Source organism: Pseudomonas sp. FW306-02-D09B (assembly GCF_058782685.1).
In genome coordinates, this window is sequence record NZ_JBYSXY010000001.1 from 669452 (window position 1) to 687457 (window position 18006).

10 protein-coding genes are annotated in these 18006 nt (G+C 58.2%); 7 read left to right on the forward strand and 3 right to left on the reverse strand.

All coding sequences use genetic code 11. The features are described 5' to 3' along the window. Positions 1-76: 76 nt before the first annotated feature. Positions 77-595: a sigma-70 family RNA polymerase sigma factor gene (locus AC3WK5_RS03080; protein WP_103314543.1), complete on the reverse strand. Its 519-nt coding sequence runs from the start codon at positions 593-595 to the stop codon at positions 77-79. A 228-nt stretch (positions 596-823) separates the two neighbouring features. Between AC3WK5_RS03080 and AC3WK5_RS03085 the strand changes: the two genes are divergently transcribed. Beyond that, positions 824-2992, forward strand: coding sequence for a condensation domain-containing protein (locus AC3WK5_RS03085; RefSeq protein WP_103314542.1), 2169 nt, complete (start codon positions 824-826; stop codon positions 2990-2992). Between the two features lie 58 nt (positions 2993-3050). Here AC3WK5_RS03085 and basC read toward each other — a convergent pair whose 3' ends face one another. Together basC and AC3WK5_RS03095 are read right to left on the reverse strand one after the other, a co-directional pair. Beyond that, positions 3051-4415: a putative histamine N-monooxygenase gene (gene basC, locus AC3WK5_RS03090; RefSeq protein ID WP_285377802.1), complete on the reverse strand. Its 1365-nt coding sequence runs from the start codon at positions 4413-4415 to the stop codon at positions 3051-3053. Positions 4416-4462: 47 nt separating this feature from the next. Beyond that, on the reverse strand, positions 4463-8797 hold the full coding sequence (locus AC3WK5_RS03095) for an amino acid adenylation domain-containing protein (protein WP_256585093.1): 4335 nt from the start codon (positions 8795-8797) through the stop codon (positions 4463-4465). Between the two features lie 130 nt (positions 8798-8927). Between AC3WK5_RS03095 and AC3WK5_RS03100 the strand changes: the two genes are divergently transcribed. The 6 genes from AC3WK5_RS03100 (at position 8928) to AC3WK5_RS03125 (ending at position 17997) form a co-directional block, all read left to right on the forward strand. Next, the gene (locus tag AC3WK5_RS03100) at positions 8928-10103 is read left to right on the forward strand and encodes an isochorismate synthase (RefSeq protein WP_103314539.1); all 1176 of its coding nucleotides are present in this window, start codon (positions 8928-8930) and stop codon (positions 10101-10103) included. 26 nt (positions 10104-10129) lie between these two features. After that, positions 10130-11965 (forward strand): (2,3-dihydroxybenzoyl)adenylate synthase, encoded by a 1836-nt coding sequence (locus AC3WK5_RS03105; RefSeq protein ID WP_103314538.1) that lies wholly within the window; start codon positions 10130-10132, stop codon positions 11963-11965. Between the two features lie 27 nt (positions 11966-11992). Further along, positions 11993-13219, forward strand: coding sequence for a histidine decarboxylase (locus AC3WK5_RS03110; protein ID WP_103314537.1), 1227 nt, complete (start codon positions 11993-11995; stop codon positions 13217-13219). A 36-nt stretch (positions 13220-13255) separates the two neighbouring features. Further along, positions 13256-13579 carry an isochorismate lyase gene (locus AC3WK5_RS03115; RefSeq protein WP_054597213.1) on the forward strand — a complete coding sequence of 108 codons (324 nt, stop codon included), beginning with the start codon at positions 13256-13258 and terminating at the stop codon, positions 13577-13579. Between the two features lie 390 nt (positions 13580-13969). Beyond that, positions 13970-14989, forward strand: a complete 1020-nt coding sequence (locus AC3WK5_RS03120; RefSeq protein ID WP_103314698.1) for a substrate-binding domain-containing protein — start codon at positions 13970-13972, stop codon at positions 14987-14989. Continuing rightward, a complete protein-coding gene (locus AC3WK5_RS03125; protein ID WP_103314536.1) occupies positions 14977-17997 on the forward strand; it encodes an EAL domain-containing protein in 3021 nt (1006 codons plus the stop codon). Before AC3WK5_RS03120 ends, AC3WK5_RS03125 begins: the two co-directional genes overlap by 13 nt. Positions 17998-18006: the final 9 nt, after the last annotated feature.

The following is an 18006-nucleotide window of genomic DNA, read 5'->3' on the forward strand; positions in this document are numbered from 1 at the left end:
TTATTCCGAACGGCGACGCAAAATCCTCAATCGAAATGCGGATTAATCCGTTCGCCGTCGTGAACCGAACGACCGGTCACAGGCCAGCCCCCGATGCAAATGGGTGACAGGCCCGAAGGCCCGCAGCGATGTATTTCTCGACGGAGGACACCGACACCTTCAACTCGGCCGCGATATCCCGGTGGCCCATGCCATGCAACTTGCACATCAGCAACGCTTCGCGGGCCTTGAGTGGCTTGTTATGCAAGGCAACATCGATCTGTGACAGGGCCTCGGATGCCAGCGCACGAACCTCTTCTGATGGCACCTGAGGCTCGGCTTGCTGCATCAGCCCTTCCAGATGGCTGGCCTCAAGATGCCGGCGGCGATACAGATCTATCACCATGCCTTTGGCGATTTGAGTCAGATGACGGCGTGAGTTCTCGGTCGAGGGAACCCGGCCCTTCCTGATGAGATTGAGATAGACGTCATGGGCCAGATCCGCGGCATCCACCGAATTGCCCAGCTTGCGACGCAACAAACTGCACAACCAGCGGTGGTGATCGACATACAGCTTTTCAAATTGCTCCTGGGACGCGAACGCTCCGTTGTCCACAACACCTCTCCTGAGACGATGGTCTTCGCGATCAGATTTTGACTAATGCGAATAGGTATGATTATTATTTAACATCATACGGTGTTCATAGAGCCCCTGCAATGCGACCTCATTGCAACTCCTTTGACGCCCGGAGCCTGGGCGTTACACCAGACCGAGGATCGGTCTGTCGGCACTCGGTGCCACCTCTACTTCTTACTGTTCAGTTTGATAAGGCGGGAAATTTCCATGATGGAACTCAGTCCAGATTCGTTACCGAAGCTATCTGTCAACGGTCACGAGGAACATATCTGGCTCTTGCAGCAGCAATACCCCGAACGCATCCTCAAACACCTCTGCGCCTGGCGGCTCGACGCTGATGTCGATCTTTCAAGGCTCGAGTTGGCGATCAAGGCCGTCATCGAAGCACTGCCTGATTTGAATGCACGCTATCAATTCAACGACGACGGCGAAGTGGACAAGGTCCACGCCAGTGACTGGAAATCCTGTGTCGAACTCATTCGCTCACACTCCGACGCCGAAGCCACCGAGCAATTGCTCTCGCGGCAAGCGGCATCGTGGGATGCGCAAAGCCAGCCGCCATTCAAGGCGCTGATGATTCAAACCAGGCAGAACGTTATCCTGGCGTTCGTGATCCATCAGATCCTCGACCAGACCTGCCAGGAGATCGACCTGTATCGCGGGGTCCTGAACGCCTATGTCGGACACTCGACCAGCGACACCCCGTGGTTGCGCCGTCAGGCCGATGGCAAGGATGCAGCGCCAGCAGCCAGCGCACCCAACGCCCGGCCAGCGGCCAACAGCAGTGAAGTGGCGACGATTATCCTTGGTGAATTCCGTGGCGCCCTGGCTGAGCCCGACATGCAACTTACGGATGACTTCTTTGATTTCGGCGGCCACTCCCTGCTGGCCACCCGCATCATTGGCAAGCTATTGAGCAGCCACGGCATCGAAGTCCAGTTCAATGATTTTTTCAGCGCCCCTACCGCCGAGGCCCTGGCATCACGGGCCCACGTCATTGCGCATGACAACCCGGCAGCGTCTGCGCATGGCCTGCCACAGGACGTGCAGCGCGCGCCTTTCGCGCTGGCCCAGGCCTCCCTCGGGCGGGCTTATGTCGCCTATGGGTTCGGGACAATTTTCAACCTGCCCTTTGCCTTGGATTTCCTCGACAACGTGGATGAAGCGCTGTTCGAGCAAGCCTTCCGCGACCTGCTCATCCGCCATGCCAGCCTGCGTACGACCTTCCACTTCCAGGACGCTGAGGCGTATCAGCAAATCGTGCCGATCGCGCAACTGTCCCACTACAAATGGTTCTGGCCCAGCCATGAGAGCCGAGGGGCAACACTGGAAAGCGAAGCCGCTTATCAGTTCGACCTGGCCCGCGAACTGCCCCTCAGGGTTCGCTTCATTTACGACTCGCAGCGCAAGCGCCAAACCCTGTCTTTGCTGATCCATCACATGGCCATTGATGAATGGTCGCTCAACGTCATGATGGAAGAACTGGCCCAAGCCTACCTCGCCCGTGCCGCCGACAAAGCGCCGACCTGGGAAGCGCCTGCCCGCTCATTCCACGAGTTCGCCGTGCAAGAACAAAGTACCGGCGTCAATCAGCAGCATCTCGACTATTGGACGAGCCTGTTGCGTGATGCAACCCGCGGTTTGACACTGCCCTCCCCTGATCATCAGGCGAGCGCGCCTGCCGAAGCCGCTTCGACGAAGGCTCAATGGTTCGAAATCAAACCCGACCAGGACCTCACCGATAACCTGTATGCCTTCGCCAGACAGAACAACTCGTCGCTGTTCGGCGTGGTCTATACGGCCATCGCGCTGTCCCTGCACAAACTCGGTGACTTGCAGGATCTGGTGATCGGCACATCGGCTTCCGGGCGCACCGACCCCGGGTTTTACGAAACGGTCGGTTACTTCACCACCATGGTCGCGCACCGGGTGCAGTTCGATCCTCAGCAGACAGTGGGCACTCTGATCGAAAACGTCACCCACCTGATCAATGACTCCATGGCCTATGCCGATGTGCCGATGGAGACGATTCAACAAGCCTTGGGCATGACCGCTGAGGACGGCCTGCTGTTCGACGTCTATATCCAGATTCATGCCAACAACGCATTGAACGGCACCCTGAACACGCCAGACGCAGGAGCGATCCGCTACCGACAGATTGACCCGGACAAGAACCAGTCGATGTTCGGTATTCAGTTCGAGATCCTGGAAAACCTGATCGACGGCAAACGCTCACTGCGCCTGGTGATCACCTACCGTTCGGAGCGTTACAGCGCCGAACAGATGGCACACCTCAGCGCAATGATCGATCACGTGTTTGCACGCTTCACAACGCCAGATGCAGCCGGTATCGCCCTGAATCATATCCGCGCATAACCCTCAATCAGGGTCTTGGTAACGCTAAAAGTGTTAACAAGACCCTGCGCATCAAGCTCTACGCTTCATGCATGCCGTAGCGCTGGAACGATGAGCGCTCGGGCAAGCGGTAGTGCGTTCGACCGAGTAGCCGGTTGGCAATTGTCGCATTGCGAATGGCCGCTACCCCGAGATCCGGCGAACCCACACCGTGCTGGAAGATCTCCGCGTTCTGCACAAAAATACGGCCCGTGCCTTCGTCGCAGCGGCGCGCCGTAAAATCTTCCTGGACGATACAGTCGCCGAATTCATCGGTTTCAAGCACAACGCCTTTGAGCCTTTCAAACCACTGCGGCCAGGCATGCCCGTATCCCGTCGCCGCAACAATCGCATCGGCCTCAAGGGTGCTGGTCTGGTCCAGTTCGCGGTGCCGGTATGCAATTCGCAGCGTGCCGTCGACATCCTCCACAGTCTCGACCTCGCAGTTGGAAAGCAACGTCAGACCTGTATCAGCGCCGCCAATCGAGCGCTCGTAGATCAGGTCGTAGATCTGGGCAATGGTCGAAAAACTGATGCCCTTGTACAGCAACCCCTGCCCCGCAACGATGTCTCGGCGACGTTCCCGTGGAATACTGTGGAAGTACTCCATGTAGGATGGGGTAAAACACTCCTGCCCAAGTTTTGAATACTCCATGGGATGGAAGCCCGGCGAACGCGTGATCCAGCGAATCGAAGCTCCGGCCGCAATCCGTTCGGGGGTCAACTCGTTGAACAATGCCAGCACGCACTCCGCCGCACTCTGCCCGGAGCCAATCACCGTGACCCGTCGGCACTGCGCCAACTGCTCCTGCCTTTTGCCGAACTCTGCCGAATGCATGACCGGCGCCGTGCTCTTGAGCTGGGCCCATTTCGGCAACAGCGGCACGGTGCCGACGCCAATCGCCAGGTCCCGGCTGTAGTAACGGCGTTTGAAGCCGGACACGGACTGGCTCTCAATCAGGAATCGGTCAACGCTCGCGTCATAGCTCACATCACAGATGTCTTCGCCGAAGTGGCAGGCGGGCAACTGCTGCGACGCCCATCGGCAGTAATGGTCGTACTCGCGCCGCGGCACCTGAAAGTTCTCGTAGTAATAGAACTGATACAGGCGATCGTGCTGATGCAGGTAGTTCAGATAACTCAGTGGATGCGTGGGGTCAGCCATCGTCACCAGGTCCGCCAGGAAGGGAACCTGAAGCGTCGTGCCTGGCAAGAGAAGTCCTTCATGCCAGCGAAATTCCGCTTTGCGATCAAGGAAAATACCCGTCACGCCCGTGTGCCTGGACAGTAATGCAGCCAGCCCGAGATTAAAGGGCCCAATGCCAACACCGGCAATATCTACAGTGGGTATATCCGTCATCCGATCCATCTCCAAAGGGACTGCTTTTTGGATAGAAGGGAGCACGCTCTGTGGTGCCCCTCTCCATTCATTTCACTATTATTCAGAGGCACTCACGAACCTTCAGCCATGAGCAGCCGTTCGACGTCGTGTGCATTGCGGCAGCGCAGCAATTGCCCGGGTGAAAGCACCACCGAAAAGTCTTCCTGGAACCGCGCCGAAATGGCTTTCAAATGCTGGGGACGCAACCCCAGGCTGATGAAATCCACCGCGTCATTGACCCCGTCTTCCAACGGGCGGCCCAATACACTCAAGTAGAGGTCCAGCACCTTGTTTCTCTTGGTCGAGATGATTCTGGCGGCAGGCTCGACCACTTCATTCGCCGGCGCAGTGAGCAGGCTGCGGGCACGCTGGCGATCAGGCTTGCCGTTTTGCGACAGCGGCAACTCACCCACGCTCAAGAACCGTGTGGGGACATGGGAGTGCGGCAGATGTTGGCGGGCATAGTTGCGTAACTCGGTTGCCGTCAGCTCCGCGGCACCCTGCTGGCCGACATACAGCGCACCGATGCAGACCTCACCTCGACGCTGCTCGCCATAATCCACGACCAGCACGTGCCTGACCGATGGGTGATTGATCAACTCGATCTCGATATCCGGGAGCGACACCCGTACACCGCGAACTTTCACATAGCCGTTGACCCGACTGTCGAAGATCAAGGTGCCATCGCGACGGTAGCGACCACAGTCACCGGTGCGGAACGCACGAACGGCCTGGCCATGTTCATCGTTGACAGTCACGAACTCGCTCTGTGTCAGCTCGCCGTTTTCCAGGTAGCCCAGTGCGAGATTGACCCCGGCCGTGTGAATTCGGCCGACAACGCCCGCCGGGCAATGCTCACCCTGTGAATCAAGGGTGAAATAACGGTTACCGGGCAAGGGCCTGCCGTAGGGGATCAGCGCTTGGTCATCGGCAGTGATCTCGTGCCAGATACTCCAGATGGTTGTCTCCGTCGGCCCCCCAAGGGAGATCAACCGGGAGTCCGGCAGCAGCGCGCGCAGCTCGGCGATCACGGCGGGCTTGATGTAGTCCCCCCCCTGCGCAATCAGGCGCAGGCTCTTCAAGTCATGAGCAGCGCGGCAAGAAAGAAGCATCTCCAGGATGGCGGGCACCGAACACCACAACGTCACCTGATGCCGGGCAATCAACTGATTCCAGCGCACCGCATCCTTTTCCTCGCCATAGCCAGGAAGTACCAGCGTCGCCCCCGCTGTCAGGCAGCCCAACACGTCGAAAACCGACATGTCATGGTGAAGCGGGGTTACGGACATGAACACATCGCGCTCGGTCACGGCCCAGCGCTCAAGGGTGCTACCAATGACATTGGCGGTGGCTCGGTTGCTCAGTACCACGCATTTGGGCTTTCCGGTGGTGCCCGAGGTATAGAGGTAATAGGCCGGCGCTTCGCTTGACGACAGGTCCTCCATCACCGGTGGAACCTCGGCTTGCGCTGCCAGCAGCTCATCGGGTGTCGCGCAAGGACGCTCAACAGACTCGCCCAGGGTGATCACCACCAGATCAGGTCGACAGTTTTCCAGCAGGAAAAGCCGTCGCTCCTCAGGTGCCGAAGCATCGATGGGGACCCAGATCAAGCCCGTCAGTGCACAGGCTAACGTCACCATCGTGTGCTCCGGGCTACGGGGCAGGCATATGGCAACCACATCGTGCCGAGAAAGTCCGCGCGCTTTCAATGCAGCGATCACCCGGCATACGCCGTCGCCAAGCTCGGCATAACTGATTTGCCGGTCGCCGCTGATGAGGGCGATTCTGGCGTTGCTACGATCAAAGATATTGCTCGCGATCTGCCCAAGAAACGCTGCGTGGCACGCCTCGGTCACCGGGCTATTCAGCCGGTAGTGGCGCCTGTCGATAATCGCCGGGGTATCAATGGCAAAAACACCGTTTGCCGTGATCTGACCGATCGCCCTTTCGAAGGCACTCAAGATATCGCTGACCACCGCCGGATCCAGCACTTCGCGCGCATAGTCGATGTCGAACACCAAGGCACCCTCAGCATTCGCCGAGAAGCGGATATCCATCCCCACTTGAGGTGTCTGGGTCAGTCCGCCACACAGACTCATGGGACTGTCCGCCGGCGAGACCGGCCAGGAAAAACCGTTGGTGATCACCACGGGCAGGACGGGGCCTGGACCGTGGGATTCGAACAGCAACCGGGCAAGGTCAACCCCTGAAAAGGCCAGATGTTGCAAACCTTCCAGCACATCGACTTGCAGCTGGGTAGCCCGCTGCGCAAAACCGTCTGGATCGGTGCTCCAATTGACCGCGATAAAGCTTGAGCGATTGGCGAAGGCACCACTCGTTTGCGGAGCAACAGGCACCGCAACACATACGCCCCCCTCATCGACCCAGTGGGAAAGCACTTCCAGCACCAGCGCCATCAGAGCGGAATTCTTGAACAGCCGTTGCCGCGCTCCCAGTTTGCAGAACGCGCTGAACGCCGCTTTGGGCACCAACAGGCTCTGTCGCTCATAGCGAGAAGCGCCCACCTGGTCCAGCGGGGTGATCCACGGCAAACGTGGAGCGCCGCTCACGCTGGCGAGTTTGGCTTTCCAATAAACGGCATCCGCCTTGCGTTGGCGGGCGAGGTCTTCTGGCTCGGGCGTAACCTCGGTGAACGGCTCCTCGCCGACCACACCGTCGAACAGTTCAACCATGAGGGTTGCGATCGATCGCCCATCGAGAATCAATGCATCAAGGCGCACAAAAACCCTCAGATGACCCTCCGGGAGCAGGAAAACCGTAACATTCCAGGGCGAGCGATCCAGTTCGAACAGCGCATGTGCATAAGCCTCACGACGCTCCTCAACATAGCCAAGGGCATCGTCTGGCGACAGAGCCGTGAGGTCGATTTCCTGCAGGTTTATCTGCACCTCGTCACTGATAAACTGCACGAGCTTTTGCGCATCGATCCGTGTTCTCAGGCTTTCGTGGCGCCGGACCATCCCGGCCAAACGGCTTCGCAGCAGAGCAGGATCCAAAGAGCCGCGGTACTCGCGAAACTCCTGCATGGCCACGCCGCCCAGCGGCATCTGCGGGCTGCGTCCAAGCAGATAGGCCTGCTGAAGAGCGGTCAGCGGCAGTGTGCGCTGAGAAAACGGTTGATCCAGGACAGCGGAGCAGACAGACGCCTCACGCACGATCGCCACGAAACGATCGAACAGATCCGACACCCAGGCTTGCGGCAGAGCATCAAGGCGAATGTCCCAATTGATCAATATGCCGCCGTCGGCGCATGCGATCTGCGCGTCAAGTGCAACCTGGGGCCCTTGGGAGATCACCCAGTTCATCGGCCCGAAGACCCGCCGGACGCGCTCCGAGAGAAGATCGCCGCCCGGCATGTCCAGCGCTGCGGTAAACACCACCGGTGCCAGTTGCGGCGAACCATGATGACGAGATAAATCGCGCATCAGATTCACCCCGGAATAGGCGCTATGTTCGAGCAAGTCGAGCATTCTTTTCGCCATCTGCGTGCAAAGGGCAGCGGGGCTGCGGGCCGACTCGATATCCACATCGAGAATCAGCACATTGGCAAAATCACCGACTACCCGCTCGACGTCATCCACCAGTGGCGGACGCCAGAACGAGGGCACGTTGAGGCGGAATTTCCGGTCCCCTGTCTGCGCCCCGAGTACCGCCGCGAAAAGCCCCATCATCAAGGTCGACAGGGTCATTCTTCGCTCACGGGCCAGACGCTGCAGTGCCTGACGCTCATCGGGGCCAAGCCATGTGCTTAATCGATGGCTGCGGGCTTGATCAGGCTGAACCTCGAGAAACGGCAATGTGGGCGCAGGAGCGATTTCAGCCAGGCGCTCACGCCACCAAATGCGGTCTCGTTCCCGGGCGACTTTGAGCGAGGTGTCGGTACGCGCCTTGTCGTACCAATCGAAGAAAGAAGGCGTGTGTGGAACCGGTCCGTCGGGGTCGTCATAAAACCGTGCGAGGTCTTCGATTAACGTACGAAAACTCGATGGGTCGATGGCGATCATGTCCGTATCGACGTGCAAGCGGAACTCATTGTCCGCCAGCAGGCTGACCGAGAAACGGACGCCCGGGCAATGACCAAGATCAAGCTGCTGATGAGTCCATTCCTCGCGCTTGCAGAGCAGATGCCTCGCTACTTCCGACTCGATCATCGAGCGTAGATCTTCGACTTCCAGCTGCGGTGACTGGTCCATCGAAGCAATGGATTGCAGGCCATCCGCATTCAGCCGGACCCGCAGCATGGGATGCAGCCGGCATACCCGTTCAAGTGCCGTGCGCAGCCGTTCCAGGTCAATGGAACGACCATCGAACTCGGCATAAAGATGAGCCGAAACTCTCCCTAAAGACGCATGAGCAGCGCGCCCGATCCAACAGGCGGCTTGCATTGAAGTTAACTCTCTCATGGCTCACTCATGTGATTGACAAATCTAAATGATTAGCGTCCCATAATAGAAACGATAATGATTATATTTCAAGACTTAATTTTTCCCCATAGGCCACGGAGGCTTTCCCCCAATGAGATCGGGCACCCTAAGAGCGAATGACACGGATGAGGTGCAAGCTATTGATGAAAAAGAGAGTTTTTCATTTACCTCCGGCGATCGAGAACTAACAGTCGCCGGGATGCTTCAGCGAATCGAAACACCTGCCATTGGCGGCGAAAACGCCAATAGCCTGTTCCAGAAAACCGTGATGCAAGCCCTCGACCGGGCGCGCAAGGCCGGTCAGAGCAACCCGATAATCGTCGGCGCCATCCCCTTCGATCCTGCTGAAGCCTCTTGCCTCTATATTCCCGAACACGCCGAGTGGCGAGCACGAAGCGCCACCGTACTGACAGGCGTCGCAGCACTGCCTGAACTGATCGAGCAAAAAAACATACCGGACGAGCAAGGTTTCAAACGTGCGGTAGAGCACGCGATCGTCAACTTCCGCCACAGTGACGTGCGCAAGGCCGTGCTCTCGGTGCAACGTGAGTTGGTGTTTGCGCAGGACGTGGATGTGGGTGCCATGCAGAATAATCTGCGGGCCCAGAATCAAAGCGGCTATCACTTCCGTGTACCTATGCCGGACGGCGCTACGCTGATCGGCGTCAGCCCCGAACTGCTCGTTCACAAGGACGGTCTGAACTTCGTCTCCAACCCGCTGGCTGGCTCGGCCAAACGCATGAGCGATCCACAAGCGGATCGGCGTAACGCAGATTGGCTGTCAGCCTCGGAAAAGGATCACTACGAGCACCGCCTCGTGACCGAGGACATCGCCACTCAACTGGGGGAGCTGTGCACCCAGCTGAATGTGCCCCAGCGCCCTTCCCTCATCAGCACGCCCGCACTTTGGCATCTCTCCACCCGTATCGAAGGCACCTTGGCGGATCCGACCGTCTCGGCCTTGCAGCTTGCCTGTCGCCTGCATCCAACCCCGGCCGTCTGTGGCTTCCCCACCGAGCGCGCCCGGCGCCTGATCCGCTTTGTCGAACCCTTCGAGCGTGGCCTGTTCACCGGCATGGTTGGCTGGTGCGACGCCCAAGGCAATGGCGAGTGGGTGGTGACCATTCGCTGCGGCACCGTCAAGCGCAACAGGGTTCGCCTGTTTGCTGGCGCCGGCATCGTCGAAGCCTCGAGCCCCGACTCCGAATGGACAGAAGTCCAGACCAAACTCGGCACCATGCTGCGCGCATGCGGTTTGGCCCACTAATACGAACTTTTTCAGTAGTGACAATCATGACTATAGAATTCAATCACTGGCCCCTCGACAGAGCACAGCGCTATCGGGAAAAAGGCTACTGGATCGACCAACCACTCACACACATTCTCCAGGCACGCAGCCAGTCGCAACCTCACGCATCGGCGATCATTTGCGGTGATCGTCGTTTCAGCTATGCCGAGCTGGAGCAGCTGTCGTCCAACCTGGCTTCGCGCCTGGCGGCCAGCGGACTTGGCAAAGGCGACACCGCCTTGGTGCAATTGCCCAATATTGCAGAGTTTTACATTGTCTTGTTCGCGCTGCTCAAGGCCGGGATTGCGCCCCTCAACGCGCTCTACAGCCATCGAAAACTGGAACTCAAAAGCTACGCCCAGCAAATCACGCCAAGGTTGCTGATCGCCTCTCGCGAGCATGAAGTCTTTCGCGACGACAGCTACATCACAGACCTCAAGGAAGTGGGTTCCAGCCCTGAAATCACCCTGCTGCTGGGCGAACCGCGTGACGAAAACAACCTTACCGCCTGGATCAAAACCCCAAGTGAGCACCCCGTGGACTTCTCCCCCAGCGAACCGGGCGAAGTGGCGCTATTCCAACTGTCGGGCGGCAGCACAGGCACCCCCAAACTCATCCCGCGCACCCATAACGACTATCACTATAACGCTCGGGCGAGTGCGCAAGTATGCGAGCTCACTGCACAAACGCGCTTTCTCTGCGCCCTGCCTGCGGCGCACAACTTCTTGCTCAGCTCGCCCGGCGCCTTGGGCGTCCTGTATGCCGGCGGCACTGTCGTCATGGCTCCGAGCCCGGAGCCGTCGACGTGCTTTTCGATCATTCAGCGCCATGAAGTGAATACCGTGGCCCTGGTTCCAAGTGCAGTCGCCTTGTGGTTGCAGGCCGCGCCGGAGCACAAAGAGCAACTGCAATCGCTGGAATTCCTCCAGGTCGGCGGCGCCTGTTTCGCCGACTCGCTGGCACGCCAGGTTCCCGAAGTGCTCGGCTGCAAGTTGCAGCAGGTGTTCGGCATGGCCGAGGGCCTGATCAACTACACCCGCCTGGACGACTCTGACGAACAGATCTTCACCACTCAAGGCCGTCCGATCTGCCCGGATGACGAAATCAAAATCGTTGACGAACAAGGCATCCCCGTCCCACACGGCGAGCCTGGCATGCTCGCCACTCGCGGTCCTTACACGTTCTGCGGCTATTACCGAAGCCCCGAGCAGAATGCCCAGGCGTTTGACCATGAGGGTTACTACTATTCCGGCGACCTCGTTGAGCTCACACCGACAGGCGATTTGCGGGTCGTCGGCAGGGTCAAGGATCAGATCAACCGCGGTGGCGAAAAAGTCGCCTCGGAGGAAATCGAAAACCTCATTGTCCTCCACCCGGACGTGACCCACGCCGGTCTGGTGGCCATGCCTGACGACCGACTGGGGGAAAAGAGCTGCGCCTTCGTCGTCACCCGTAACCCCCTTCTTAAACCACCGGCCTTGAGACGCCACTTGATGGAACTCGGCATCGCCGAATACAAACTCCCCGATCGCATCCGGCTCATCGAGACCATGCCCCTGACGGCCGTCGGCAAGATCGACAAAAAACAACTACGCCAACTCCTGGCGGCGGAAACCACCCGCGCCTGGCTACACACCCGCGTACTGCAACTTGTCGAGGACTGTGAAGACCTGGACCCGGAGGAAAACCTGATTTTCTACGGCCTCGATTCCTTGCGGGTGATGAAGCTCGCTGCAGAGCTCAAAGAGCGCGGCATCGCTGTGAGCTTCGAAGAGCTGGCGGCCTCGCCCACGCTCGCCAGTTGGTGGTCGCTGGTAGACACGAAGCAAAAAGCCGCCTGACCGGGCGGCCTCTAAAAGGAGTTAGGTATGACTTTATCCACCGCCGACCAAAGCAGGCTTGAGCGCTTCTGGCAGCACTGCGTAACGAATCAGTACTTCAATATCGGGTACCCCGAATCAGCGGACTTCGATTACTCCCAGCTGCATCGCTTCCTGCGCTTCTCGATCAACAACTGCGGGGATTGGAACGAATACAGCAACTACCTGTTGAACTCATTCGACTTTGAGAAGGACGTCATGACGTACTTCTCCGAGCTGTTCAACATCGCGCTCGAAGACAGCTGGGGCTACGTCACGAACGGGGGGACCGAAGGCAACATGTTTGGCTGCTACCTGGGTCGCGAACTGTTCCCGAATGGCACCCTGTACTACTCGAAAGACACCCATTACTCCGTTGCGAAGATCGTCAAGTTGCTACGGATCAAATGTCGTGCAGTCGAGTCATTGGCCAATGGCGAAATCGACTACGACGACCTGATGGCAAAAATAACCGCCGACCAGGAACGCCACCCCATCATCTTCGCCAACATCGGCACCACCCTGCGCGGAGCCGTCGACAATATCGCCACCATTCAACAGCGTCTGCAGCAGGCGGGCATTGCCCGTCATGACTACTACCTGCACGCAGACGCAGCGCTGAGCGGGATGATCCTGCCTTTCGTCGATCACCCACAGCCCTTCTCGTTCGCCGATGGCATCGACTCGATCTGCGTCTCCGGCCACAAGATGATCGGTTCGCCCATTCCTTGCGGAATCGTCGTGGCCAAACGCAAGGACGTTGCGCGCATCTCGGTGGAAGTGGACTACATCCTGGCCCATGACAAGACCATCAGCGGCTCGCGCAATGGTCATACACCCTTGATGATGTGGGCGGCGCTACGCAGCCACTCGTTCGCTGACTGGCGCCAGCGTGTCCACCACAGCCTGGAAAAAGCCCAGTATGCAGTGGATCGATTCCAGGCTGCGGGGATTGATGCCTGGCGCAACGAGAACTCCATCACCGTAGTGTTCCCTTGTCCGTCGCAGAGGATTGCGAAGAAATATTGCCTGGCGGTATCTGGCGATACAGCGCACTTGATAACGACACCCCATCATCATGACAACGTAATGATCGACGCATTGATCGATGAGGTCATTACCGAGCTTGAGACGGATGCCTGGCAATTCGGGGGCGCGCATGTCAAACAAGGGGGGAATGAGCGACGGCCTTCAAACTCCATCAGGGAAACGTGCCCCCGATTCGACGTCATCTGAAACTGGCTATTTTCAACACACCTTGAGACAAGCACCATGTCGCCACTTAAAACACCTGAAGCCTGCGAAAACCTCAATGATATTCGGGCAGGCATCGATTTTTATGATCGCCAGATCCTCGAGTCCTTGAAACTACGCCTGGGTTATGTAAAAGCCGCTGCGCAATTCAAAGCCAATGAGCGGGCTATCCCCGCTCCAGAGCGGGTCGCGGCGATGCTCGAAGACCGTCGCGAGTGGGCAGTCGCCGCCGGGTTCGAAGTGGCCTTCGTCGAGAAACTCTACAAGCACATTATTCATTGGAATATCCAACAGCAGATTCTGCACTGGCAAGAAACCTATTCCGACCGAAATACCGCATAAGCCCATAGATGAGCGTATGACCAGGTCTACTGTGTAGACGTTTCCGAGTTTATGGTTCTGAAAGGGCGCCAGAGAGAGGCGCCCTGCCCCTTTTCCTGAATGTTCAGGACTAAAGTTCACAGGCTTTACCCACAAAAGACCTGATGACAGCAGAACCGACTATCCTTGCGGATAGTGAACGCTGCACTCTCGGCAAAAAGGGACGCCATGCCAGACTATGATCGCGCCATCGGCTCCAGACCCGGCATCACATGCGGTGATCGAACCTGCCTGATCAGGCCTTGGTTACCCTGGATGACTTCAATTGCGGTTTTCTGTCTTTTCACGGCAACTCCCGGATACGGCCAGAACCTGCCAACTGCAGCGGGTGTCGAAAACGCCACGGTTACGGTGATTCAAGCGCAGGAAATCGTTTCCAGGGCCACCCTCGAAGCCGTTCGCTGGAGCGGCCCTGAATCCGGCCCGCAAGCCCTGCGGGGCAAGAGCATCGCCCTTGTCGCAGAAGATTTGCGTAACGGTGGAATTGTCGGTGTCGCGCAGGGCGCTCGCGAGGCAGCCAAGGCGATGGGCTGGACGCTGAAAATATTCGATGGCGCTGGGTCATCGGCCGGGCGCGCCAAGGCCTTTTCCGATGCCCTGGCAGCGAAACCCGACGGCCTCATTCTGTGCGGTTCCGATGCCCTTGAGAACAATGCGGCGCTGATCCTCTTCGCCAACAGGGATGTGCCGGTGGTCGGCTGGCACGCTGGGGCACGCCCCGGGCCGATTGACGGCACGCCGGTGGCCATGAACGTCACGACCGACCCGCTCGAAGTGGCTCGCCTCACGGCCATGGCGGCAGTGGCACAGTCAAACGGACACGCCGGCGTGGTCATCCTGACCGACTCCAAATACAGCATCGCCATGGCGAAAGCCAACGCCATGGAAAACGTCATTCGGGCCTGTCGGGAATGTACATTGCTGGAAGTGCGCGATGTCGCGATCTCCGACAGTGGCGAGAAGATGCCGACGATCACCAACGAGCTGCTTCAGCGCTATGGCAAGCGCTGGACCCACACGCTGGCCATCAACGATATCTATTTCGACTACTCGATTGCCTCATTGACCAACGCTGCAATACCCAGTGACAGCATCAGTCTGTTGTCCGCCGGTGATGGCAGCGCTTCGGCTTTCTTGCGCATACAGGCAAAAACCTACCAGACCGTCACCGTGGCCGAGCCGCTAAACCTGCATGGCTGGCAAGTGATGGATGAGTTGAACCGGCTGTTTGCAGGTCAGCCGGTGAGCGGCTTCGTAGCACCGATTCACCTGGTCAATGCCGACAATATCGCCTTCGACGGCGGGAAGAAATTCCAGTACGACCCTGACAATGGTTATCGAGACATCTATCGCCACCAATGGAACCCCTGACATTGGACGTCATTTCCCGGCTCGGACGCCAGCTGTTGCCGCAATCGCTACGCGCACAGTTCACACTGGCGTTTCTGACACTGGCGCTGCTGATCCTGGCGGGTGGTGCAACTGCGGTCTACGCGTTGCGCACATCAAACAGCGCCACCCGCCAGCTGACGGATGAACGACTGGTCCGCATGCAAAATGGGCAAGACATGCTGCATCGTACCTTGCTGATCGAACGCCAGACCGATCAGCTTCTGACAACCCGCTCCCCCGACACCCTGCGTTCAAGCTATGCAGCGACCGTCGAACAGCTTGAAGCCCTTGATCAGCTGGTGCAGCAGCTGACTGCCGCGAACAGTGGCGTGGCGATACTCGACATGTATCAGTCGAGTCAGATGTTCCGCAATACCGCCAACATCGTTGCGCAATTGCGCGAAAGCCTGCTGCAAACCGAGGTCACCTTCGAGCAAACCCTGGAGGATCACACCGCCCGGTTAACCGCGGCCCAGACCCGGGTCAGCCTGGAGCTGGCGGTGTTACTTTTCGATCTGCCGCAGGCTGTTGACAGTGATGCCGTGCAACGCCTGCAGATCCGGTATGAGCACCTGTCACGCACCACAGGCAAGTTACCCGACGCTGATGTCGAGATACCCAAGCTCTTCTCCCTACGCCTGAAGCTCATCAATCAGCACAACGTCATACAGCGGTTCAATGAGGAGCTGAAGAATGAGGCCGGGGTTCTGGTCGCGTTGGCCCGTGCGCAATCCAGTGCTTACACCGAAGACTATCGCGAAGCCGTACAGCGCCTGGTGGAGGCCTCAAACCGTAGCCAGCAATGGGTGTTGATCATGTTGGGCGCCAGCCTGGTGTTCGCCTGGTTTGTGACCCGGGTCTTCATGGGCCGTCATGTGCTCGTGCGCCTGAATGCAATAAGCCGGCAATTGCGTCAGGAACACACTGACAAAACGCATTTGATGATGGCGGAGCATGGGAAGGACGAGATCGCCAACATGGCGCGCGCGGTGAATCAATTCCTCAAAGACCGACTTCAGCTGGAAAAAAAATCGGTTCAATTGAGTATCGCCACAGAGCGGCTCGCCGTGCAAAACAGTCGATTGGAGCAAGAAGCCATCATCCGTGCCGGACAAGGTCATGTCCTGGAGCTGATCGCCAGGAGTACCGAGCTTGCAGAAGTCCTCGACAGCCTGGCTCACCTGGTCGAGTCCCAACTGGAGGGGATGATGGTGTCCATCCTGGTGCTGGATGAGGATGGCAAGCACCTGCTGCACGGGGCTGCGCCCAGTTTACCGAAAGCCTATAACCAGCTCATTGACGGGATTGCAATCGGTCCGAACGTCGGTTCATGCGGCACCGCTGTGTATCGACGAGAACCGGTCATCGTCACGAATATCGAGCTGGATCCGCTATGGGAGGATTACCGTTCAATTGCTGCGCCCTATGGGTTTCGCGCCTGCTGGTCGACGCCGATCCTGTCCCATGAGCGAAAGGTATTGGGTACGTTTGCCTTGTATTCCAACACTGTACGCAGCCCTGGCTCGACCGAGACGCGACTGATCGACATGGCGACACCGCTTGCCGGCATTGCAATAGAACGCCAACTTACCGAACAGCGCATTCGCTTTATGGGCGACCATGACGCACTGACCGGGCTGCCGAATCGCACACTGCTCGAAGACCGCCTCAAGCAGGCAATACTTTATGCTCAGCGCTACAACCGCCAGGTGACGGTGGCGTTTCTCGATCTGGACAAATTCAAACTGGTGAATGACAGCCTTGGGCACAGTGCTGGAGACGAACTGCTGAAAACCGTCGCCCAGCGCATGCTGGAATGTGTACGCCGCACCGACACCGTCGTGCGACTGGGTGGCGACGAGTTTGTGATCATCCTGTTCGACCAGCCCTCAGACCTCGACGGCGTTACCCCTGCCCTGCACAAAATCCAGGAAGCCATCCTGCGGCCGATTCAGCTAAGCGGACATACACTCCACGTCACCTGCAGCATGGGGTTGGCCACTTACCCTGCCGACGGCAGCGATACCGACACGTTGCTCAGCAACGCAGACGCCGCGATGTACCGGGCCAAGGAGCTGGGTCGCAACAGTTACCAGTTCTATACGAGCGAGATGAATAACAAGGTTCAGGGCAAGCTCGCCATGCAAGACGGGCTTCGAAGTGCACTCAACAATGACGAGTTCCTGCTGCTGTACCAGCCACAGGTGGATTTGCAGTCAGGTCAGATTATCGGCGTAGAAGCACTGATCCGCTGGCAGCACCCCGAGCTCGGCATGGTGTCTCCAATCAAATTCATTCCGCAGGCCGAAGAAACCGGGTTGATCGTGCCCATCGGCGACTGGGTGATTCATACCGCGTGCAGACAGAACAAGGACTGGCAGGATGCGGGCTGGCCGCCGATCACCATGTCGGTGAATATTTCAGCACGCCAGTTTATCGAAAGGGACCTGATCGATCGAGTGAGGCATGCCTTGAAAGAAACCGGACTGGACCCGATGTACCTTGAGCTGGAGCTGACCGAAAGCCTGATCATGCAAGACCTTCAGCAAGCCATCAACAAAATGAAAGAACTGCAATCAATGGGGATCAGCCTCTCGATCGACGACTTCGGCACCGGCTACTCCAGCCTTGCAGCCTTGAAAAGCTTCCCGATTGCGAGACTCAAGATCGATCAGTCTTTCGTGCGCGATCTGCCCGACAACGAGAACGACAAAGCCATCGCCACTGCAGTGATTTCGTTGGGGCACACACTGAACCTCAGGGTCATTGCCGAAGGTGTCGAAACCCAGGAGCAGCAAACCTTCTTGCATGAAAACGGCTGCGATGAAATTCAGGGCCACTTTTTCAGCAGAGCGGTCAGTGCAGAGGAAATCAGCCTGTTACTGCGTACGCCCCGATTGCCTCAATCGAGCCGCATTGCGAGCCCTGACTCGGCAAGGCGAAAACGCGATGTAAAACGCCCAAGCAGCCCAATGCCCGGGCATTAATGACTCAGC

Bases quoted from the DNA above. Each gene is read 5' to 3' on its own strand.
- AC3WK5_RS03110 (WP_103314537.1), top strand. From the start codon at position 11,993: ATGACTTTATCCACCGCCGACCAAAGCAGGCTTGAGCGCTTCTGGCAG.
- AC3WK5_RS03125 (WP_103314536.1), top strand. From the start codon at position 14,977: ATGGAACCCCTGACATTGGACGTCATTTCCCGGCTCGGACGCCAGCTG.
- AC3WK5_RS03085 (WP_103314542.1), top strand. From the start codon at position 824: ATGATGGAACTCAGTCCAGATTCGTTACCGAAGCTATCTGTCAACGGT.
- AC3WK5_RS03100 (WP_103314539.1), top strand. From the start codon at position 8,928: ATGAGATCGGGCACCCTAAGAGCGAATGACACGGATGAGGTGCAAGCT.
- AC3WK5_RS03105 (WP_103314538.1), top strand. From the start codon at position 10,130: ATGACTATAGAATTCAATCACTGGCCCCTCGACAGAGCACAGCGCTAT.
- AC3WK5_RS03115 (WP_054597213.1), top strand. From the start codon at position 13,256: ATGTCGCCACTTAAAACACCTGAAGCCTGCGAAAACCTCAATGATATT.
- AC3WK5_RS03095 (WP_256585093.1), bottom strand. From the start codon at position 8,797: ATGCAAGCCGCCTGTTGGATCGGGCGCGCTGCTCATGCGTCTTTAGGG.